The 21,505-nt window shown below is 70.9% G+C and carries 12 protein-coding genes and 2 pseudogenes; 11 read left to right on the top strand and 3 right to left on the bottom strand.

All coding sequences use genetic code 11. The annotated features are described in order from the left end of the window. Positions 1-3: 3 nt before the first annotated feature. Both ACZ4RZ_RS48820 and ACZ4RZ_RS48815 read right to left on the bottom strand, forming a co-directional pair. Positions 4-399, bottom strand: a pseudogene (locus ACZ4RZ_RS48820) (ABC transporter permease); the annotation flags it as partial. Then, positions 396-768 (bottom strand): annotated as a pseudogene (locus ACZ4RZ_RS48815) (ATP-binding cassette domain-containing protein); the annotation flags it as partial. The pseudogenes ACZ4RZ_RS48815 and ACZ4RZ_RS48820, both read right to left, overlap by 4 nt. A 59-nt stretch (positions 769-827) precedes the next feature. Between ACZ4RZ_RS48815 and ACZ4RZ_RS48810 the strand changes: the two are divergent. The 9 genes from ACZ4RZ_RS48810 to ACZ4RZ_RS48770 all read left to right on the top strand — a co-directional run bounded on the left by ACZ4RZ_RS48810 (position 828) and on the right by ACZ4RZ_RS48770 (position 16,257). After that, the gene (locus ACZ4RZ_RS48810) at positions 828-2,741 is read left to right on the top strand and encodes an ABC transporter ATP-binding protein (RefSeq protein WP_467754108.1); all 1,914 of its coding nucleotides are present in this window, start codon (positions 828-830) and stop codon (positions 2,739-2,741) included. Beyond that, positions 2,738-4,603: an ABC transporter ATP-binding protein gene (locus tag ACZ4RZ_RS48805; protein ID WP_467754107.1), complete on the top strand. Its 1,866-nt coding sequence runs from the start codon at positions 2,738-2,740 to the stop codon at positions 4,601-4,603. Before ACZ4RZ_RS48810 ends, ACZ4RZ_RS48805 begins: the two co-directional genes overlap by 4 nt. Positions 4,604-4,779: 176 nt before the next feature. Continuing rightward, entirely contained in the window at positions 4,780-6,699 is a 1,920-nt protein-coding gene (locus ACZ4RZ_RS48800; RefSeq protein WP_467754106.1) for an ABC transporter ATP-binding protein, read from the top strand. After that, complete coding sequence (locus tag ACZ4RZ_RS48795; protein WP_467754105.1) at positions 6,696-8,453, top strand: ABC transporter ATP-binding protein; 1,758 nt, start codon at positions 6,696-6,698, stop codon at positions 8,451-8,453. Before ACZ4RZ_RS48800 ends, ACZ4RZ_RS48795 begins: the two co-directional genes overlap by 4 nt. Positions 8,454-8,544: 91 nt before the next feature. Further along, positions 8,545-9,789, top strand: coding sequence for a hypothetical protein (locus ACZ4RZ_RS48790; RefSeq protein WP_467754104.1), 1,245 nt, complete (start codon positions 8,545-8,547; stop codon positions 9,787-9,789). A 120-nt stretch (positions 9,790-9,909) separates the two neighbouring features. Next, complete coding sequence (locus tag ACZ4RZ_RS48785; protein ID WP_467754103.1) at positions 9,910-10,887, top strand: NAD(P)-dependent alcohol dehydrogenase; 978 nt, start codon at positions 9,910-9,912, stop codon at positions 10,885-10,887. Positions 10,888-11,681: 794 nt separating this feature from the next. Further along, entirely contained in the window at positions 11,682-13,724 is a 2,043-nt protein-coding gene (locus tag ACZ4RZ_RS48780; RefSeq protein ID WP_467754102.1) for a M4 family metallopeptidase, read from the top strand. A 301-nt stretch (positions 13,725-14,025) separates the two neighbouring features. Then, positions 14,026-15,684, top strand: coding sequence for a M4 family metallopeptidase (locus ACZ4RZ_RS48775; RefSeq protein WP_467754101.1), 1,659 nt, complete (start codon positions 14,026-14,028; stop codon positions 15,682-15,684). A gap of 72 nt (positions 15,685-15,756) precedes the next feature. Further along, positions 15,757-16,257: a DUF1990 family protein gene (locus ACZ4RZ_RS48770; protein ID WP_467754100.1), complete on the top strand. Its 501-nt coding sequence runs from the start codon at positions 15,757-15,759 to the stop codon at positions 16,255-16,257. Between the two features lie 10 nt (positions 16,258-16,267). Here the strand turns inward: ACZ4RZ_RS48770 and glgP are convergent, their stop codons facing one another. Then, the gene (gene glgP, locus ACZ4RZ_RS48765; RefSeq protein ID WP_467754099.1) at positions 16,268-18,886 is read right to left on the bottom strand and encodes an alpha-glucan family phosphorylase; all 2,619 of its coding nucleotides are present in this window, start codon (positions 18,884-18,886) and stop codon (positions 16,268-16,270) included. Between the two features lie 372 nt (positions 18,887-19,258). On the opposite strand from glgP, the gene ACZ4RZ_RS48760 reads away from it, so the two are divergent. After that, positions 19,259-20,461, top strand: coding sequence for a S8 family peptidase (locus tag ACZ4RZ_RS48760; protein WP_467754098.1), 1,203 nt, complete (start codon positions 19,259-19,261; stop codon positions 20,459-20,461). Positions 20,462-20,656: 195 nt separating this feature from the next. After that, positions 20,657-21,505 (top strand): maltotransferase domain-containing protein (locus tag ACZ4RZ_RS48755; protein WP_467754097.1); only part of this gene is annotated, 849 nt, incomplete at its 3' end.

Here is a 21,505-nt window from a genome sequence, read left to right as displayed (position 1 = left end):
GAGTTTCGGCACGCGTACGTCGAAACCGAGCCGCCCGACCACGAGAACGAGCAGCGCCGACGCCAGGGAGGCTGCGCCGTACACCAGCATGTGCGCGGACAGCGGGGCGGACGGGCGGACCGGCGTGGCGGCCATCCGGCGCAGGATGCCGCGCTCGCGGTAGCCGGTGAGGGTCTGCGGCATCGACTGCGGGCCGCCGACGATCAGCCCCAGCAGCACGGCCACCGGGACGTAGGCGTCGACCGTGCGCAAGCCGCCGAGGGAGTTCTGGTGCTGCCGGAAGGACGGGATGGAGCCGAGGATCACCAGCAGGAGGGTCGGGAACAGCAGGATCCAGAAGATGCTGCCGGGTTCGCGGCGGAAGAGGCGGACCTCGGTCTTCAGTACGGCGGTGCTCATGCCGCTGCCTCCTTCGTCAGGTCGAGGAACGCGTCGTCGAGCGTGGCGTCGGAGACGCGGAGTCGGTGGGCGGTGATGTGGTGGCGGGCGAGCAGCGTGATGACGGCGTTGACCGTCTCATCGGTGCCGGACAGGGTGATCCGGCCGTCCTTGTGCTCCACCGGGGCGAGCGCGGGCAGCGCGGTCGGCTCCCGCTCGTCCAGCGGCGCCGACGGCGTGAAGCTGATGACGGTCGAGCCCGCCGAGCGGCGGATCAGGCCCGCCGGTGTCCAGGGCGGCGACCCGCCCCTTGTCGATGACCGCGATCCGGTCGCACAGGCGCTGCGCCTCCTCCATGAAGTGCGTGACGAGGAGGACGGTGATGAACGATTCGGGTCCGGCCAAAACTCGGTGGGCGCTGTCAGTGCCGAACCGTAGGCTCGCCGGTGATGCCCACAACAGATGCAACGACCAAGGACCGTGCCGACAACCAGGACGACCGTACGGGGACCGAGCACCGTGCCGGCCGTTCGACCGTACGCAGTCTGCTGCGCCTGTGGCCGTATGTGCGGCCGGTGCGGGTGCGGCTGTTCGGCGCGGCGTTCGTCGCGGTGGTCGCCTCCTGTACGGGGCTGGTGTTCCCGCTCGTCCTGAAGTGGATGGTGGACGGTCCGGTGGCCGGCCACGATCCGGCGGGCGTCTGGCTGGGGGCGTTGTATCTGCTGCTGCTCGGGTTCGCCGAGGCGGGGCTGTTCGGGCTGCGGCGGTGGCTGGTGGCGCGGCCGCTGGCCGGGGTCGAGGCGTCGATGCGGGCGGATCTGTACCGGCATCTGCAGCGCCTCCCGGTCGCCTTCCATGACCGCTGGGCCTCGGGTCAGTTGCTGTCCCGGGGCACCACGGACCTCATGCTGCTGCGCATGTTCCTGGCGTTCCCGCTGACGTTCCTGCTGGTCAACGCCGTGACGATCCTGGTGGGCGTGGCCATCATGCTGGCCCAGGAGTGGACGCTCGGGCTGGTGCTGCTCGCTCCCGCCGTCCCCGTCATGATCGTCTGCTGGATGTTCGAGCGACGCTACTCGGAGGTGGCCCGGCGCTCGCAGGACCAGGTCGGCGATCTGACGACGGTCGTCGAGGAGAGCGTGCTCGGCATCCGCATCATCAAGGGCTTCGGCCGCCATCGCAGCCAGGCCCGCGCCTTCCGCGAGCTGTCCCGCACCCTGCGCGGCACAGAACTCGTCAAGGCCCGCCTCCTCGCCTCCATCTGGGCCGTCATCGTCACGCTGCCCGAACTCGCCATCGGCGCCGCCCTCGTCCTCGGCACCGTCCAGGTCTCCGACGGCCACCTGTCCGCCGGCACGCTGGTCGCCTTCCTCTCGACGGCCCTCGCGCTGCGCTGGCCCATCGACTCCATCGGCTTCCTCCTCGCGATGAGCCAGGAGGCGGCGACGGCTACGGAGCGGTATTTCGAGGTGATGGACGAGACTCCCGAGGAAGCGGGGTGTTCCACTGACTCGGCGCAGGTGCCGGCCGGGAAGAGGTTGCGCAACTCGGCGCTACGAGGTGCCGCTGCGCCCACCCGTGCCGCCACAGCGGCACGATTGCCCGCAGCTGAGACGGATGGCGGACTTCGGTTCCACAACGTCCAGTTCCGCTATCCGGATGCCCCCGCGGACGCGAACCCCGTGCTGGAGCACATCGACCTCCACATCCGCCCCGGCGAGAGCATGGCCCTGGTCGGCGCCACCGGCACCGGCAAGACCACCCTCACCGCCCTCGTCCCCCGCCTCCACGAGGTGACGTCCGGCCGCATCACCCTGGACGGCCGGGACATCACCTCGATGCCCCGGGAGGAACTCCGCGAACTCGTCGCCGTGGCCTTCGAAGAGCCCACCCTCTTCTCGGCGACCGTCGGCGAGAACGTACTCATGGGCGGGAGCGACGACGCCGGCCGGCCGGAGCTGGAGCGCGCCCTCGCCGTGGCCCAGGCCGACTTCGCGCACGCCCTCCCGCAGGGCACCGCGACCCAGGTCGGCGAACAGGGCCTGAGCCTCTCGGGCGGCCAGCGCCAACGGCTCGCCCTGGCGAGGGCGGTGGTCGGCCGCCCCCGCTTCCTGGTCCTCGACGACCCCCTGTCGGCCCTGGACGTCCACACGGAGGCCGCGGTCGAGGCCGCCCTGCGCCGCGTGCTGGCGGAGACGACCGCACTGATCGTGGCGCACCGCCCGTCCACGGTCCTGCTCGCCGACCGCGTGGCCCTGCTCTCCGGCGGCCGCATCGCCGCGGTCGGCACCCACCAGGAACTGCTGCGCACGAACGCCGAGTACGCCCATCTGATGTCAGGCGACGAGGAGGCCCACCGATGACGGCGCCCACAACAACCGCGCCGGACAAGGACAGGGACAAGGACGGGCCGGCGCAGGACCCGGCGCAGTACAAGGACCCCTTCGACCGCGACGTCCTCCCCGCTCCCCCGGGCGCGACCGCCGCTCTCCTGCGCTCCCTGCTCGCCCCGCTCAGGGCCCGCGTGGCCGTGACCACCGTCCTGCTGCTGCTCCAGCAGGCCGCGGTGCAGGCGGGCCCGCTGCTCGTCGCGTACGCCCTCGACCGCGCCGTACCGGCGTTCCGGCACGACGACCACGGCCCGCTCATCGCGGTGGGCGTCGGGTACCTGCTGTGTTCGCTGGCCTCCGGCGGACTCCAGTACGCCTTCATCATCGCCTCGGCCCGCGTCAACCAGGACGTGCTGCTCGACCTGCGCGGCCGGATCTTCCGCCATGCGCAGGCGCTCAGCATCGACTTCCACGAGCGCTACACCTCGGGCCGGCTGATCTCCCGCTCCACGACGGACGTCGAGTCACTGCGCGAGCTGCTCAGCGAGGGCCTCCAGGAGCTCGTCACGGTCATCCTGTCCTTCGTCTACATCTCGGCGATGCTGCTCTGGCTGGACCTCGGCCTCGGCGCGATGGCTGTGGCGTCCTTCGTACCGCTGTATCTGCTCATCCGCCTCTATCAGCACCGCGCGGGCCGTATCTTCGCCCTGCGCTCGACCGCGATCGCCGCCGTGATCGTGAAGTTCGCGGAGACGATGAACGGCATCCGCCCGGTGCGCGCGTTCCGCCGCGAGGCCGCCAACGACGCGGACTTCCGGGTGCTCAACCAGCGCCACGAGAAGACCAACGGCGACGTGCTGCTGGAGATGGCGCGCTATGTCGTCGGCTCCCGCCTTGTCGCCAACACGGCGGTCGCCGGGATCGTGCTGTGGGGCGCCTACCGGGTGGCCTCGGGTTCGCTGGCGCTGGGTGTGCTGGCCGCCGCGGTGCTCTATCTGCGCCGCCTGTACGACCCGATCGACCGGCTCGGCATGTTCCTCAACTCCTACCAGTCCGCGGCGGCTTCGCTGGAGAAGATCGCGGGCCTGCTGGCCCAGACGCCGTCCGTGCCGGAGCCGTCCGCGCCGCAGCAGCTGCCCGCTCTCGCGTCCGAACACCCCGGCCGCGAGGTCGTCTTCGACGACGTCCGCTTCGCGTACCGGACCGGCGGCGAGGTCCTCCCCTCCTTCTCCCTCACGCTGCCCGCCGGGCAGACGGTGGCCGTCGTCGGCTCGACGGGCGCGGGCAAGTCGACGCTGGCCAAGCTGCTGGCCCGCTTCTACGACCCCTCGGAGGGCCGGGTCCTCCTCGACGGCGTCGATCTGCGCGACCTCTTCGTGCCCGAACTGCGGCGCGGTGTGGTGATGGTGACCCAGGAGGCGTTCCTGTTCTCCGGCACGGTCGCCGAGAACATCGCGATCGGACGCCCCGACGCGTCACGCGAGGCGATCGAGCGGGCCGCGAAGGCGATCGGCGCCCACGACTTCATCAGCGCCCTGCCCGACGGCTACGACACGGACGTACGCAAACGGGGTGGCCGAATCTCGGCCGGTCAGCGCCAACTGGTCGCCTTCGCACGGGCGTTGCTCGCCGACCCGGCGGTCCTCATCCTCGACGAGGCGACCAGCTCGCTGGACATCCCCGGTGAACGGGCCGTCCAGCGCGCCATGTCGACGGTCCTGCGCGGCCGTACGGCCGTGGTCATCGCGCACCGCCTGTCGACGGTGGAGATCGCCGACCGGGTGCTGGTGATGGAGCACGGCCGGATCGTGGAGGACGGAGGCCCGGCCGAACTGATCGCGGGGACGGGACGGTTCGCGGATCTGCATCGAGCCTGGCGGGACAGCCTGGCCTGAGCAGGATCCTTTCGCCCCCTCCGCCCCGGACCCCGCTCCTCGAACGCCGGAGGGGCTGATTTCCGCCCGTCCGGCGTTCGAGGACGAGGCCGTCAAGGCCGATGCGGGGATCTGGGGGCGGCAGCCCCAAGGCGGGACGGGAAGGGCGGCGAGCGCGAAAGAAGAAGGGGGAGCTGATGATCGACGCGTACGAGGATCCCGGGACGCCGGACTGTCGTGGCGGCTGGCGGTATCTGTGGTGGCTGGTCACCCGGCAGGCGGGGCGGTCCGCCGCCGGCGCGCTGATCGCCAGCGTGTGGATGGCGCTCCTGGCGCTGACGCCGTATCTGCTGTCCCGCGCGATCGACGACGGCCTGGAGCCGGGCGACCAGTCCGCGCTGGTCGGCTGGACCGCCGCCGTGCTGGGCGTCGGGGTGTTCAACGCCTGGCTGGGCGTGCTGCGGCACCGCACCATGACCAAGCTCCGGATGGACGCCAACTTCCGTACGGTCAAGGTCGTGGTCGAGCAGTCGACCCGGCTGGGAGCCGCGCTGTCGCGGCAGGTCGGGGCCGGGGAGGTGGTCACGATCGGCGTCGGCGACGTGCAGACGATCAGTACGTCGCTGACCGTCGTCGGCCCCGGTCTGGCCGCCCTCTTCACCTACGGCGTGGTGGCAGCGCTGCTGCTCTCGGTCTCGCTCCAGCTGGCCGTGGTGATCCTGCTCGGAGTGCCACTGATCGCCGTGCTCATCGGACCGCTGATGAGCCGGCTGCAGGGCACGGAGACGGAGTACCGCGAACGGCAGGGCGTGCTGACCGCTCGGATCGGCGACCTCGCCGGCGGCCTGTGCGTCCTCAACGGCCTCGGCGGCAAGGGGCTGTTCGCCGACGCCTTCCGCCGCGACTCGCAGGCGCTGCGGGCGCAGGGTTACCGGGTCGGGTCGGCGACCAGCTGGCTCCAGGCACTGGGCACGGGGCTGCCGACGCTGTTCCTCTCCGTGGTGACATGGCTCGCGGCCCGGCTGGCCGCCCAAGGGGACATCACCATCGGCGAGTTGGTGTCGGTGTACGGCTATGTCGCGGTCCTCGTGATGCCGGTGGCCTTCGTCATCGAGTGCGGCTACCAGCTCAGCCGGGGCGTGGTCGCCGCCCGGCGCGTCGCACGGTTCCTGGCCCTGCGGCCCGCCGCCAGTCGCCCGGACGCGCTGGACGCGCCCTCGTCGCCCGCGGTGCTGCACGATCCGGAGTCCGGCGTCCGGGTGGTGCCGGGGCGGCTGACCGCGCTGGCAGGTGCCCGCCCCGCGGAGTCCGCGGCCGTGGTGGACCGCCTCGGCCGGTATGCGGAATCGGCGGTGACCTGGGGCGGCGTACGGCTCGACGCGATCGCCCTGCCGCGGGTGCGCGAGCGGATCCTGGTCGCGGACAACGAGGCCGACCTGTTCGCGGGCACCCTGCGCGACCTGGTCTCGGGCAACCGGGAGCACGACGACGAAGCCGTGGCACGGGCCGTGCACGCGGCCGTGGCGGACGACATCGTCCTCGGCCTGCCGGACGGTCTCGACTCGGCCGTGGATGCGCAGGGCCGCAGTCTCTCCGGCGGCCAGCGGCAGCGGGTACGTCTCGTGCGGGCGCTCCTCGCCGATCCCGAGGTGCTGCTCGCGGTCGAACCCACCTCGGCGCTCGACGCGCACACCGAGGCGGCGGTCGCGGCCCGGCTGCGCACCGCGCGCTCCGGCCGCACGACGGTCGTCACCAGCACCTCGCCGCTGCTGCTGGATCAGGTGGACACCGTGTGCTTCCTGGTCGACGGCAAGGTCGCGGCCGTCGGAACCCATCGCGAACTCCTCGACGGGGAGCCGGGTTACCGCGCGCTGGTGGCCCGCGACGCGGACCTTGAGACGGACGCGGACGCGGACCCGGAGACGAACGCGGACGCGGAGGCGGACGCGGACCCGGAGACGAACGCGGACCCGGAGACGAACGCGGACCCGGAGACGAACGCGGACCCGGAGGCGGACGCGGACCCGGAGGCGGACGCGGACCCGGAGGCGGACGCGGACCCGGAGGCGGACGCGGACCCGCGGTCGGCCGTCGACGCCGAGGAGGTCGTGCGATGAGCGCACATCTGCCGATCGCCGAGCCCGCCGATGTGCGCCGGGCGTCGGCGCGGCTCATCCGGGCGGACGGGCGGGCCTTCGCCGCCGTGCTCGGCCTCAACGTGCTGGCCGCCGGGGCCGGTCTGGTCGGCCCCTGGCTGCTCGGGCGGATCATCGACGACGTACGGGCCGGGGGCGGTGTGAACGCCGTGGACCGGCTGGCGTTCGTCATCCTGGTGTGCTCGCTGGCGCAGCTGCTGCTGGCGCGATGGGCCCGGTATGTGGGGCACCGCTTCGGGGAGCGGACGCTGGCGCGGGTGCGGGAGGAGTTCGTCGATCGGGCGCTGACGCTGCCGGCCTCGGTCGTGGAGCGGGCGGGCACGGGCGACCTGACCGCGCGCGGCACCGCGGATGTCACCGTGGTGGGCAACACGCTGCGCGACGCGGGGCCCGAGCTGCTCATCGCCTCCGCCCAGGCGCTGTTCATCCTCGGCGCGGTCTTCGTCATCGACCCGCTGCTCGGCGGCTGCGGGGTGCTCGGCCTGGTCGGCATCCGGTTCGCGCTGCGCTGGTACCTGCGCCGGGCCCGCACCGGCTATCTCGCCGAGGGCGCCGCCACGTCGGAGGTCGCCGAGATCCTCGCGGCGACCGCGTCCGGCGCCCGCACGGTCGAGGCGTTCGGACTGCAGGAGCGCCGGATCGCCGCGAGCCGGGACGCGCTGGAGACTGCCCGCCGGAAGCGGATGTGGACGCTGTTCCTGCGCAGCGTGTTCTTCCCTGCCGTGGAGATCTCGTACGTCATTCCCGTGGTCGGAGTACTGCTGGTGGGCGGCGTGCTGCACGCGCGGGGCGCGATGAGCCTGGGTGTCGTGGTCTCCGCGGCCCTGTACATGCGCCAGCTGGGAGAGCCGCTGGACCAGATCCTGGTGCGGGTCGAGCAACTGCAGAGCAGCAGCGCCTCCTTCGCCCGTGTGGAGGGCCTCGGCCGGGCTCCGCGGGCCGTCCCGTCCGGCTCCCCCACCCCGGTGGACGACCGGATCGACGTGACCGCTGTGCGCTACTCCTACGACCGCGGGGGCGAGGTGCTGCGCGGGGTCGATCTGACCGTGCGGCCCGGTGAGCGGCTGGCCGTGGTCGGCCCCTCCGGCGCCGGGAAGACCACCCTGAGCAGACTGCTGGCGGGCGTGGACGCGCCGGGCACCGGCACGGTGACGGTCGGCGGGGTGCCGATCGTCGCGCTCGACCCCGAGCAGCTGCGCCGGCAGGTCGTCCTGGTCACCCAGGAGCACCATGTGTTCCTCGGCACGGTCCGCGACAACCTGCTGATCGCCGAACCCGCCGCCACCGACGCCGAGTTGTGGGCGGCTCTCGTCGCGGTCGGCGCCGAGGACTGGGCCGAGGAGCTGCCGGCAGGTCTCGACACCCGGCTGGGCCCCGAGGGCCACCGGGTGGACGGCTCGCGAGCCCAGCAACTTGCCCTGGCCCGGGTCGTGTTGGCCGACCCGCACACGCTGATCCTCGACGAGGCCACGGCTCTGCTGGACCCGACGACCGCCCGCCATACGGAACGCGCGCTGGCCGCCGTACTCGAAGGACGCACCGTCATCGCCATCGCGCACCGTCTGCACACCGCGCACGACGCCGACCGGGTGGCCGTGATGGAGGACGGCCGGCTGACCGAACTCGGCACGCACGACGAGCTGGTGGCGGCCGAGGGGGCGTATGCGGCGCTGTGGCATTCGTGGCACGGGGAGCGACGGCCTTCGGGCGACTGACCAGGCGGCTGGGGCCGGCCATAGCGTCTTTCGCCCCCTCCGGCCGCACCTTCCCTGGTTGAATGATCAGCCCGTCGGACCAGGGGGAGACATGGGGCTGGAGACGACCATCGCCGTAGCGGGGCTGCTGGTGGCGATCGTGGCGGCGGCGCTCGCCTGGGCGCCGCAGCGGCTGGCGAGCCGGGACCGCGGCGTCGACCTGTTCGTCCGGGTCCGGAGCCATCTCAAGTCCCGCCGCGCCGAGTTGAGCACCGCGTGCGCCGACGGCCAGACCGAGCACCGCGCCGACGCGGAGCTCGTTCTGTTGACCCGGCCGGGCTGGATTCCGCCCCGGCCGCTCGCCCTGGACGCCCTTCGCCTGACCCTGCGTGAACTCCGGGAGGACGAGCAACTGGACCGCAGTCGGGCGGACTTGAGTCGGTACTGGCCGCACGGTCAGGGGGCCCGGCGCACGGAGAGTTACTCGGCCGCGATCGAGGCCTTCGACCGGCCGGCCGTCTGGTTCAACGGTCCGTCCTATCGGTTGCTCGACGTCGCAGCCCCGTCGGCGGAGCATCCCCAGGACGGACTCGGCCTCACCTTCGCGCTCGGCCGCTACTTCGACGGCCTCGACACCACCGAGCCGCTCGCGTACGAGGAGGCACTGCGGCAGCTGAAGGGCGAGGCCAGGCCGCTGCAGGGTCCGTTCCGGCGCGGCCTCGGAAGTCCCTTCGCGCTGGACAGGAGAGCCGCGCTCCCGGGGGTGAGCACTCTGACGATCCGGGTCGAGGACGGCGAGGCGTACTTCTTCATGCACCGGCGCGAAGCCGGCAAGGTCGCCGTGGCCATGGACACCACGCATGTCGCTCCCGCCGGGGAGTTCCAGCCGCACGCCGATGTCCTGCCCGTGTGGCGGTCCGACCTCGACCTGTGGCACAACACGATGCGCGAGTACGCCGAGGAGTTCCTGGGCGCCTCCGACGCCACCGGGAGCGGCGGGGTGACCGTCGACTACACGCGCGACGCGCCCTACGCCGACTTCGCACGAGCGGTACGGGACGGCCACGCGCGCGTGCGGTTTCTCGGGCTCGGCCTCGATCCGCTCACCTGGAAACCGGAGATCTGCCTCGTCTGCGTGTGGGACGCGCCGACCTTCGACGAGATCTTCAGGGCGATGGGCGAGCGCAACGAGGAAGGCGTCCTCGTCGTCGGCACCCGCGCCGCGGAGGGCTACCGAGGCATCCCCTTCACCCCGGACAACGTGCTCGGCTACGCCGGCCACACCGGAACCCTGCCGGCGGGCCGGGCGTGTCTGACGCTGACGTGGCGGTGGCGCCGGGAGTTGGGCCTGGCCTGACCGGCCTGAGACACCCCGCCCGCGGACTGCGCCACTCCGGCGCCCCCTAGGGCTTCTCCCCGATTCCCGCGCCCGGTGTGCGCGGCTACCGTCGTGAGGAGTGCCCATGAGGGAGGCCCGATGAAGGCAATCGCCCAGGACCGATACGGCTCTCCCGACGTGCTGGAGTTGCGGGAGTTCGACAAGCCGGTGCCCGCCGCGAATGAAGTTCTGGTGCGGGTGCACGCGGTGTCCGTCAACGCGCGCGACTGGCACATCATGCGCGGCGACCCGTATCTGGCGCGCCTGGCGTTCGGGGTCCGCCGTCCGAAGGTGCAGATTCTGGGCACCGACTTCGCCGGACGGGTCGAGGCAGTCGGCCCGGACGTGAAGCGGCTTCGCCCGGGGGACGAGGTGTTCGGCGAGGCTGACGGGGCGTTCGCCGAGTACGTGTCGGCGCCGGCGGACGCGCTGGAAACGAAACCGGCCGGCCTGACGTTCGAGCAGGCGGCCGCGCTGCCGCTGGCCGCGAACACCGCCCTCATGGGTCTACGCGATGTGGCGCAGGTGCAACCCGGGCAGAAGGTTCTGATCAACGGCGCATCGGGGGGCGTGGGCACGTTCGCCGTGCAGCTGGCCAAGGCATACGGCGCGGCAGTGACCGGCGTGTGCAGCGCGCGGAACGCGGACCTGGTCGGGTCGCTCGGCGCGGACCGCGTCATCGACTACACCAAGGAGGATTTCACCCGCGACGGACGGCGGTACGACCTCGTGCTCGACCTGGTGGGGAACCGCTCACTGACCGACTTCCGGCGGGCGCTGACGCCCACGGGCATGGTCATCCTGTCCGGCGGGGGCGTCTCCGAGGGCGGCAGCCTGGTCGGGCCGATGGGGCTCATGATGAAGGCACAGGCGCTGGCCCCCTTCGTCCGCCACAAGCTCGGCCGGCTCATCGCGAAGCCGAGCCGGGAGAATCTGGTCGAACTGCGGGAACTGGTCGAGGCCGGGAAGCTCGCTCCGGTGATCGACCGGACGTACGGCTCCTTGAGCGAGGTGCCGGAGGCCATCCGGTACATGGAAGTGGAGCACGTCCGCGCGAAGGTCGTCGTGACGGTGTGACGCCGACTCCGGGCTTCACGGGGTCCGCAACTCCCACTGGCCAGCCGGAGTCCGTATCCACCGCGGGTTGCTTCTCCGGGGTCTTCCGGGCCACCGACGCGTAGGCCGCCACCGGTTCAGGCGCCGGCCCCGCCACCGCCGCCTGAGCCGGATACGCCTCCTCCTCGTGCATCGCGACGCCTCCGCCCGCCAGGACCTCGTCCGGCGTCGGCAACTTCACGAACAGGCCAATCGCGCGCAGGACGAGAAAGGCCATCAGGGCGTCGTACGCGGTGACCGTGCCCGCGGCCCCGCCTGCTTCCACAGCTGGTCGAGGTTGCCGTGCAGCCAGGCGCTGGTGGACCGGGCCGTCGAGCCGTCCTCGTTGAGGTGTACGCCATCGCGGGTCGGCGAGGATCCCGGCCTCGCGCGCCGTCCGCGAGGCCCGCGATGCCGTGGGTGCAGACGACCCCGAGCGCGTCGTCGACCTTGTTCTTCCCGGAGCATGTCGGCAGAGCGAACTCCTCCTCACGCGCCGGGGAAGATCCGCACACCATCCAACAAAGGGTTCGTATACCGAACATGACCTCCCGGACAACGAACCATTTCCGGCCAAGTTCTTGATGCGCTCCTGACAAGGAGCGTGATCCCCTGCCACTCTTCCCACGGCTAGTTCACAGCAATCCCACAGCTGTGCCGTGCCGTACGACCCCCATGCACCTGGTTCCGCGTACCGCCCTGTTCTGCCCGGACGGGTCACCCATCGTCCGGTCTCCCTGGCCGCGCGACCCGCGGCCACGCAGAAGGAGTCAGTGTTGAGTAGCAGTTCTCCCCACAGACGCACCTCCCACATCACCAAGCGCCGTGTCGCGGGCGTCGCCCTCGTCGGCGTGTCCGCCCTGTTGGCCGCGGCCGTCCAGTCGGGCGCCGCGAGCGCCGCCCCGGAGAAGGCACCTCGGGCGGGCAAGATCAACCCGGGCGCGGTCGCCATGAAGCTCACCGCTTCGCAGCGCGCCGAGCTCATACGCGACGCCAACGCCGCCAAGGCGACCACCGCCAAGGACCTGGGCCTCGGGGCCAAGGAGAGCCTGGTGGCCCGCGATGTCATCAAGGACCACGACGGCACCGTCCACACCCGCTACGAGCGGACGTACGCCGGACTCCCGGTCCTCGGCGGCGACTTGGTGGTCGACACCGCCAAGTCCGGCAGGACCGAGCACGTCTACAAGGCGACGAAGGCCACCCTCAAGGTCGCCACCCTCAAGCCCGCGGTCGCCGCCTCCAAGGCGGAGCAGCAGGCCCTGTCCGCCGCCAAGGCCGCGGGGTCGAAGAGGACCGACGCGGACCGCGCGCCCCGCATGGTGATCTGGGCGGCGAGCGGCAAGCCGGTCCTGGCGTACGAGACGGTCGTCGGCGGCCTTCAGGACGACGGCACCCCGAACCAGCTGCACGTCATCACCGACGCCGCCACCGGCAAGAAGCTCTACGAGTACCAGGGCATCAAGAACGGCATCGGCAACACCCAGTACAGCGGCCAGGTGACCCTGACGACCACCCAGTCGGGCTCCACCTTCACGCTGAACGACGGTGCGCGCGGCGGCCACAAGACGTACAACCTGAACCACGGGACGTCCGGCACCGGCACGCTGTTCTCCCAGACGAACGACACCTGGGGCAACGGCACCACGTCGAACGCCGCGACCGCCGGCGCCGACGCGCACTACGGCGCCGCGGAGACCTGGGACTTCTACAAGAACACCTTCGGCCGCAGCGGCATCAAGAACAACGGCGTGGGAGCGTACTCGCGCGTCCACTACGGCAACGCGTACGTCAACGCGTTCTGGGACGACGGCTGCTTCTGCATGACGTACGGCGACGGGTCCGGCAACGCCGACCCCCTGACCTCGCTGGACGTCGCGGGTCACGAGATGAGCCACGGTGTCACCTCCAACACCGCGGGTCTCAACTACAGCGGTGAGTCCGGCGGTCTGAACGAAGCCACCTCGGACATCTTCGGCACCGGCGTCGAGTTCTACGCGGCGAACTCCAGCGATGTCGGCGACTACCTCATCGGCGAGAAGATCGACATCAACGGCGACGGCACCCCGCTGCGCTACATGGACAAGCCCAGCAAGGACGGCGGCTCCGCCGACTCCTGGTACTCGGGTGTCGGCAACCTCGACGTGCACTACTCGTCGGGTGTCGCCAACCACTTCTTCTACCTGCTGAGCGAGGGCAGCGGCGCCAAGGTCATCAACGGCGTGAGCTACAACTCGCCCACGTCGGACGGCCTTCCGGTCACCGGCATCGGCCGCGACAAGGCGCTGCAGATCTGGTACCGGGCGCTCACCACCAAGTTCACCTCGACCACCAACTACGCGGCGGCCCGCACCGGCACGCTCGCGGCGGCGGGTGAGCTGTACGGCACCACGAGCGCCGAGTACACGGCCGTGCAGAACGCGTGGGCGGGCGTGAACGTCGGCTCCCGTCCCGGCGGCGGCGGTGGCGGTACGTCGTTCGAGAACACCAGCGACGTATCGATTCCGGACAACGGGGCGGCGGTGACGTCGTCGATCACGGTCAGCGGCCGCACCGGCAACGCGCCGTCGAACCTCCAGGTCTCCGTCGACATCGTGCACACCTGGCGCGGCGACCTGGTCATCGACCTGGTGGCTCCGGACGGGTCGACGTACCGCCTGAAGGACTTCAGCTCCTCCGACTCGGCGGACAACGTGAACGCGACCTACACGGTCAACGCGTCCTCCGAAGTCGCCAACGGCACCTGGAAGTTGAAGGTCCAGGACCAGGCGGCACAGGACACCGGCTACATCAACAGCTGGAAGCTGACGTTCCCGTAGACCGCTGGTGAATTCCGCGGCAAGGACAGGGCGCCGTCCCGGAGGTTCAACTCCCCGAGGCGGCGCCCTCTTTGCCAGGTCCCGCCCCGGGCTTTGCTGCCGCTTGACGAAGATCGACCTCACGCAAAGGGCACCCCACTGTTCACCCGGAGGACGGTTTTCGGCCAAGGTCTTTATGGACTCCTGACATGTACGCGCCTCAGATGACACTCTTCCACCGCACGGCTCACCCGCACCGCAACTTCACACGTCCGTTCGGCCACCCCATGCCGTTCGGTCGCCCCCACAAGAAGGAGCTTGCGTGACCCCCCTCTACGCGCGTCACAAGCGCACCACTCTGGCCATCGCCACCGCTGTCGCGGCCGGAGCCCTGCTCACCACCGGTATGACCACCGGTGCGTCCGCCCAGACCGAGCCGACCCCCGCCGGCACGACGACCCTCGCCGGCGCCCCGGTCCAGCTGTCCTCGGCGGCGCGTACGACCCTCATCCAGAAGGCCCAGGCCGCCAGTACCGAGACGGCCAAGGAGATAGGCCTCGGCGCCAAGGAGAAGCTGGTCGTCCGCGATGTCGTCAAGGACGCCGACGGCACCGTCCACACCCGCTACGAGCGCACGTACAACGGCCTTCCGGTCCTCGGCGGCGACCTGGTCGTCCACCAGAAGCCCGGCAAGACCCAGAGCGTGACCAAGGCGACGAAGGCCACCATCAAGGTCGCCTCCCTCAAGCCGCAGATCGCCGCCGCCAAGGCCGAGAAGCAGGCGCTGACCGCCGCGAAGTCCGCGGGTTCGGACAAGACCACCGCCGACAAGGCGCCCCGCAAGGTCATCTGGGCGGGCAGCGGCAAGCCGGTCCTCGCCTACGAGACCGTCGTCGGCGGCCTCCAGGACGACGGCACCCCGAACCAGCTGCACGTCATCACCGACGCCGCCACCGGCAAGAAGCTCTACGAGTACCAGGGCATCGAGACCGGCACCGGCAAGAGCCTCTACTCGGGCACCGTCAGCCTCAACACCACCCTGTCGGGCTCGACGTACCAGCTGTACGACACCACGCGCGGCGGCCACAAGACGTACAACAAGAAGCACACCACCACCTCGTCCGCGGGCACCCTGTTCACCGACGCGGACGACACGTGGGGCACCGGTGCGGCCTCCAGCTCCACCACCGACCAGACCGCGGCCGTCGACGCCGCGTACGGGGCCCAGGAGACCTGGGACTTCTACAAGAACACCTTCGGCCGCAGCGGCATCAAGAACGACGGCACGGCCGCGTACTCCCGCGTCCACTACGGCAACGCGTACGTCAACGCGTTCTGGGACGACAGCTGCTTCTGCATGACGTACGGCGACGGGTCCGGCAACACCCACCCGCTGACCTCCCTGGACGTGGCCGGCCACGAGATGAGCCACGGCGTCACGTCGAACACCGCGGGTCTCAACTACAGCGGTGAGTCCGGCGGTCTGAACGAAGCCACCTCGGACATCTTCGGCACCGGCGTCGAGTTCTACGCGGCGAACTCCAGCGATGTCGGTGACTACCTCATCGGCGAGAAGATCGACATCAACGGCGACGGCACCCCGCTGCGCTACATGGACAAGCCCAGCAAGGACGGCGGCTCCGCCGACTCCTGGTCCTCCGGCGTCGGCAACCTGGACGTCCACTACTCGTCCGGCGTCGCGAACCACTTCTTCTACCTCCTCTCGGAGGGCAGCGGCGCCAAGACGATCAACGGGGTCAGCTACAACTCCCCGACGTCCAACGGCTCCACGGTCACCGGCATCGGCCGCGCCAAGGCGCTGCAGATCTGGTACAAGGCGCTGACGACGTACTTCACGTCGACGACGAACTACAAGTCCGCCCGCACGGGCACGCTGAGCGCGGCGGCGGCCCTGTACGGCTCCGGAAGCACCGAGTACAACGCGGTGGCCGCGGCCTGGTCCGCGGTCAACGTGAGCTAGTTCTGGGGTTGGTTGAGCCAGGGCGGTACCCGGAGAGAGGGCAACTCCGGGTACCGCCTTACGCTGTCCCCCATGCCCTACACGTACGAGGACGTGGGCGCGACCCGCGAGGACCGCTGCCCGCCGGGCTTCCACCGACTGCACGTCCGCTCCCGGATCGGCGAGGGTGAAGCCGTCTTCCGCCGCGCCTCCGAGGCCCTCATGACCTGGGAAATGCACCGCTCCCTGGGCGTCGGCATCACCGCCGACGCGGACAAGCCGGCCCCCGGAGTCGACGTCACGGTCGGCCTCGGCCCGATCAAGGCCCCCTGCCGCGTGGTCTGGACGGCCGAGGAACCCCGCCGCACCGCCTGGGCCTACGGCACGCTTTCCGGCCATCCCGAGTGCGGCGAGGAGGCCTTCGTCATCACCCGCACGGGCGACGGCACCGTCTGGCTCACCATCACCGCCTTCAGCCGCGCGGCGAAGTGGTACGCCCGCGCGGGCGGAGCCGCCACGAGGGGGCTCCAGCACGCGTACGCCCAGAGGTGCGGGAAGGTACTGCGCCGGTTGTGCGCGGGCCTGGACAGCTGACGGGCTCGCCTCACCTCATCAAGACCCCGGCCCCCTCCCCCAACTCCTCCGACGGCACCGCCACCAGCCCCACCTCCGCGCTCGACGCGAGCAAGCGGTGTGTGGGCAGGATCCGGACCGTGTAGCCGAAGGGGCCGGTGCGGTCCAGGAAGAGCGGGCCCTCGTATGCCCAGCGTCCCTCCAGGTCCGGGCCGCCCGCCGGTTTCAGCGGCACGCACACCGCGTCCGCGATGCGGTCGTCGGAGTCGACGCGGCCCGCGACGGCCTGCACCTCGACGTCGTCGGGGGCAAGGTCGCCGAGGCCGACGCGGACACGCAGGGACAGGGTGGTGCCGAGTTCGGCGGTGGTCGTGGCGGAGGAGGCCTCGACATGGTCGACGGTGACCTGCGGCCAGGCGGAGCGGACGCGGGACTTCCAGACGGCCAGTTCGCGGGCCGCGTCCACGGTGAGCGAGCGGTGGGCGCGGGCCGCCGGGGTGTACAGGCGCTCCACGTATTCGCGGACCATCCGGCCCGCGAGCACCTTCGGGCCGAGATGGGTCAGCGTCTGGCGGACCATCTCGATCCAGCGGTCGGGCAGGCCGCCCTGGCCCCGCTCGTAGAAGCGCGGGGCCACGCGCTGTTCGAGCAGGTCGTACAGTGCCGCCGCCTCCAGGTCGTCGCGGCGGTCGTCGTCGGTCGCCGTGCCGTCCGCCGTCGGGATCGCCCAGCCGAAGTCGGGCTGGAACCACTCGTCCCACCAGCCGTCCAGGACGGACAGGTTCAGGCAGCCGTTGAGCGCCGCCTTCATGCCACTCGTCCCGCAGGCCTCCAGCGGACGGAGGGGATTGTTCAGCCAGATGTCGCACCCCGGGTACAGCTTCTGCGCCATCGCCATCCCGTAGTCCGGCAGGAACACGATCCGATGGCGTACCCGCGGGTCGTCCGCGAACCGGACCAGCTCCTGGACCAGACGTTTTCCGCCGTCGTCCGCGGGATGGGCCTTGCCCGCGACCACGATCTGGATCGGGCGTTCGGCATGCAGGAGAAGGTCCATCAGACGGTCGCGGTCGCGCAGCATCAGGGTCAGTCGCTTGTACGAGGGCACCCGGCGCGCGAAGCCGATGGTCAGGACGTCCGGGTCCATCACCCCGTCGATCCAGCCCAGTTCGGCCGTGCCCGCGCCGCGCTGGCGCCAGGACGCGTACAAGCGCTCCCTCACCTCCAGCACCAACTGCTCACGCAGCACCCGGCGCAGATCCCAGATCTCCTGGTCCGCGATCTCGGCCACCGCGTCCCAGCGGTCCGAGCCGCCGACCGTCAAGGCGTCCTCGGTGCGCTGGGCGCCGATCTGCCGGGCGCCGAGCCGGAAGACTTCCGGAGCCACCCAGGTCGGCGCGTGCACACCGTTGGTCACCGAGGTGATCGGCACCTCCTCCGGGTCGAATCCCGGCCACAGGCCCGAGAACATCTCCCGGCTGACGTGCCCGTGGAGCAGCGAGACCCCGTTCGCCCGCTGGCCGAGGCGCAACCCCATCACCGCCATGTTGAAGAGGTTCGGCTCGCCTCCGGGATAGGTCTCCATGCCGAGGCCCAGGATCCGTTCCACGTCGATGCGCGGGAGTTCGGCGTCCGTACCGAAGTGGCGGGCCACCAGCTCCCGGTCGAAGCGGTCGATACCGGCGGGGACCGGGGTGTGGGTGGTGAAGACCGTGCCGGCCCTGACCGCCTCCAGGGAGGACTCGAAGTCCAGGCCCTCGTCGGCGAGTTCGGCGATCCGCTCCAGGCCCAGGAAGCCCGCGTGGCCCTCGTTCGTGTGGAACACCTCGGGCTGCGGGTGGCCGGTGAGCCGGCAGTACGTCCGTACCGCGCGCACCCCTCCTATGCCAAGGAGCATCTCCTGCAGCAGCCGGTGTTCGCTGCCGCCGCCGTAGAGCCGGTCGGTCACCCCGCGTTCGCCGAGGTCGTTCTCCTCGACGTCGGAGTCGAGCATGAGGAGCGGGACGCGGCCGACCTGGGCCAGCCAGATCCGGGCCCGCAGCGCTCGGCCGCCGGGGAGGGCCAGCGAGACCTGGGCGTCGGTGCCGTCGGACTCGCGCAAGGGCGTCAGGGGCAGTTCGTTCGGGTCCAGGACCGGATAGTGCTCCTGCTGCCAGCCGTCGCGCGACAGGGTCTGCCGGAAGTAGCCGTGCCGGTAGAGCAGACCCACGCCGATCAGCGGAACGCCCAGGTCACTGGCGGCCTTGAGGTGATCGCCCGCGAGGATGCCGAGGCCCCCGGAGTACTGCGGCAGCGCGGCGGTGATGCCGAACTCGGGCGAGAAGTAGGCGATGGCGGTGGGCAGTTCGGAGGACTGGGACTGGTACCAGCGGTCGCCGGTCACATAGTCGCGCAGATCGTCGGCGACCGCGGAAAGACGGCGCAGGAAGCGGCGGTCCTCGGTGAGCTCCGCGAGCCGCACGGTCGACACGCTGCCGAGCAGGCGTACGGGGTCGCCGTCCGAGGCGGCCCAGCGCTCCGGGTCGACGGACTGGAAGAGGTCGCGGGTCTCGGCATGCCAGGACCAGCGGAGGTTGCGCGCCAGGTCACTGAGCGGGTGAAGGGCTTCGGGGAGGACGGGGCGAACGGTGAATCTGCGGATTGCCTTCACGAGTTCCACCTTCACGGAGGACGTAACGGAGGACGTAGGCAGCAGGAGGGCGCACGTGGCGGGACGTGCGCCGAAGAGGGACACACGCCCTTGTGCGTCCTTCGTCACCCACGACGGTAGCGGCGAGGGTGGCTTCGCAACACGGCGCATCGAGGCCCGGTCGGTCGACCGGGCCGACTGTGCGACTTCGGCGGGAACTCGCCGCAACCTTCACGTGTACGTCACGGCCGATATGGCCGATTCCGCCCTCCTGGGCGGCCTTGTGGCGCTTCACACCGCACGAGAGGCTCGCCAGGTGGCGTACGGCGGGACCCGGCCCACACTGGTCTGCTCCGATTTCCGTACGCCGAGTTGAGGAGGGGAACTCAAGTCATGGCACAGACGAGAGAGAGGCGTCTGCGCTGGGCGGGAGGCCTCACCGCGGTCACGACGGCCGCGGTGCTTTCGGCCATCACCCTGCCCGCGCACGCCGCCCCGGAGGGGCAGATACTCGGCGCCGGCGATCCCGGTTCCGTCAGCGGGAGTTACATCGTGACACTCAAGGGGGGAACACAGGCTCCGTCGTCGGCGGGAAAGAGCATCGCCGAGAAGTACGGGGCGAGAATCAGCCACACCTACGGAACGGCCCTCAATGGCTACGCCGTGAAGGTCAACGAGAAGCAGGCCCGGCGGCTCGCGGCGGACTCCCGCGTGGCCTCGGTCGTGCAGGACACCCGCGTGGCGCTCGACCACTACCAGAAGAACCCGCCCTCGTGGGGCCTCGACCGGATCGACCAGCCGAACCTGCCGCTGGACAAGGGCTACACCTGGCCCGAATCGGCGGGCGCCGGCGTGACCGCGTACGTCATCGACACCGGCATCCGGATCACACACAAGGACTTCGGCGGCCGGGCCAGCTACGGCTGGGACTTCGTCGGCAACGACAGGACTGCCAAGGACGGCAACGGGCACGGCACGCATGTCGCCGGGACCATCGTGGGCACCACGTACGGCGTGGCCAAGAAGGCCAAGGTCGTCGCCGTGCGCGTCCTGGACAACAACGGCTCCGGCACCACCGCGCAGGTCATCGCGGGCATCGACTGGGTGACCAAGCACGCGAAGAAACCGGCCGTGGCGAACATGAGCCTGGGCGGGTTCGCGAACACACAACTGGACGCCGCCGTCCGCAACTCCATCGCCTCCGGCGTGACCTACGCCGTGGCGGCGGGCAACGACGGGCTTCCGGCCGGTCTCTACTCCCCGGCCCGGGTCAGCCAGGCCCTCACCGTCGGCGCGAGCGACAAGACGGACGCACGGGCGAGCTTCTCGAACACCGGTTCAGCGCTCGACCTGTTCGCGCCCGGCGTGGCGATCACCTCGGCGTCGTACGCGAGTGACACGGGGAAGGCGACCTTCTCCGGTACGTCGATGGCGAGCCCGCACGTGGCGGGCGCGGCCGCGCTCTATCTGGCCGACCATCCCAGGGCCACGCCCGCCCAAGTGACCAAAGCGCTGGTGAAACAGGCCGTCTCGGGGAAGATTTCGGGCGCGGGGCTCGGTTCACCGAACAAGCTCCTGCAGGTCGACAACCCCTAGCGGGCCCGTGGACACCGACCGGCCTCGACCTCTCAGGACGAGGCCGGTCTTGTGTGTAGACATACGCGTGAGTAGTTAACAAAGTGCCGGATTGCCCACCCGAATAGGGTGGGAAGGCTCCTCCGGTACGCCCCGCAGGCCCCACCTCCCCACACCCTCATCCGCCCACCCACGTTGACGCGGACAGGAGCGGTCATGCCCGCAACGCACCACACGTCGCCACCCCCGACGACCACCCCCGACGCACCGCCCATACGCACGACCGACGCCGATTCCCGCACCACGGAGAAACCCTCCGTCGAGACCAGGGCCGAGACCCGAGCCGGCACCACCGGCACCATCAGCACCACCGGCACGACCGTTGGGCGCATCCCCGTCGTCGACGTCCGCCCGATCGTCCTGGGCGGCCGCCGGCCCGCGAAGGCGGTGGTCGGCGAGTCCTTCGAGATCTCGGCCACGGTCTTCCGCGAGGGCCATGACGCGGTCGCCGCGAACGTCGTCCTGCGTGATCCGGACGGCCGCACCGGCCCCTGGACCCCCATGCGCGAACTGGCTCCCGGCACCGACCGCTGGGGCGCCACGGTGTCCGCGGGGAAGGAAGGCCGCTGGACGTACACGGTGGAGGCATGGGGCGATCCGATCACCACCTGGCGGCACCACGCGGGCATCAAGATCCCGGCCGGGATGGACACGGAGCTCGTCCTGGAGGAAGGTGCCCGGCTGTACGAGCGGGTGGCCACCGGAGTGCCGAAGAGCAAGGGCCGCCGGGACACGATCCTGCGGGCCGCCGACGCGCTGCGCGACCTCGACCGCCCCGCCTCGGCCCGGCTCGCCGCCGCCCTCACCCCCGAGGTCGACAAGATCCTCGCCCGCCATCCGCTGCGTGAACTGGTCACGTCTTCGGAGCCGTTGCCCCTGCGGGTGGAGCGCGAGCGGGCGCTGTACGGCTCCTGGTACGAGTTCTTCCCGCGCTCGGAGGGCACCCCGGAGCGGCCTCACGGAACCTTCCGTACGGCCGCCGAACGCCTGCCCGCGATCGCGGAG

The sequence above is a fragment of the Streptomyces sp. NPDC027189 genome (genome assembly GCF_055566975.1).
Note: the sequence above shows the minus strand (reverse complement) of the source record. Positions and strands in the feature narration are given on the sequence as shown.

What these genes read in the sequence shown, in the direction of transcription:
- ACZ4RZ_RS48810 (WP_467754108.1), top strand. Translation starts at nt 828, where the DNA reads ATGCCCACAACAGATGCAACGACCAAGGACCGTGCCGACAACCAGGAC.
- ACZ4RZ_RS48805 (WP_467754107.1), top strand. Translation starts at nt 2,738, where the DNA reads ATGACGGCGCCCACAACAACCGCGCCGGACAAGGACAGGGACAAGGAC.
- ACZ4RZ_RS48800 (WP_467754106.1), top strand. Translation starts at nt 4,780, where the DNA reads ATGATCGACGCGTACGAGGATCCCGGGACGCCGGACTGTCGTGGCGGC.
- ACZ4RZ_RS48795 (WP_467754105.1), top strand. Translation starts at nt 6,696, where the DNA reads ATGAGCGCACATCTGCCGATCGCCGAGCCCGCCGATGTGCGCCGGGCG.
- ACZ4RZ_RS48790 (WP_467754104.1), top strand. Translation starts at nt 8,545, where the DNA reads ATGGGGCTGGAGACGACCATCGCCGTAGCGGGGCTGCTGGTGGCGATC.
- ACZ4RZ_RS48785 (WP_467754103.1), top strand. Translation starts at nt 9,910, where the DNA reads ATGAAGGCAATCGCCCAGGACCGATACGGCTCTCCCGACGTGCTGGAG.
- ACZ4RZ_RS48770 (WP_467754100.1), top strand. Translation starts at nt 15,757, where the DNA reads ATGCCCTACACGTACGAGGACGTGGGCGCGACCCGCGAGGACCGCTGC.
- ACZ4RZ_RS48760 (WP_467754098.1), top strand. Translation starts at nt 19,259, where the DNA reads ATGGCACAGACGAGAGAGAGGCGTCTGCGCTGGGCGGGAGGCCTCACC.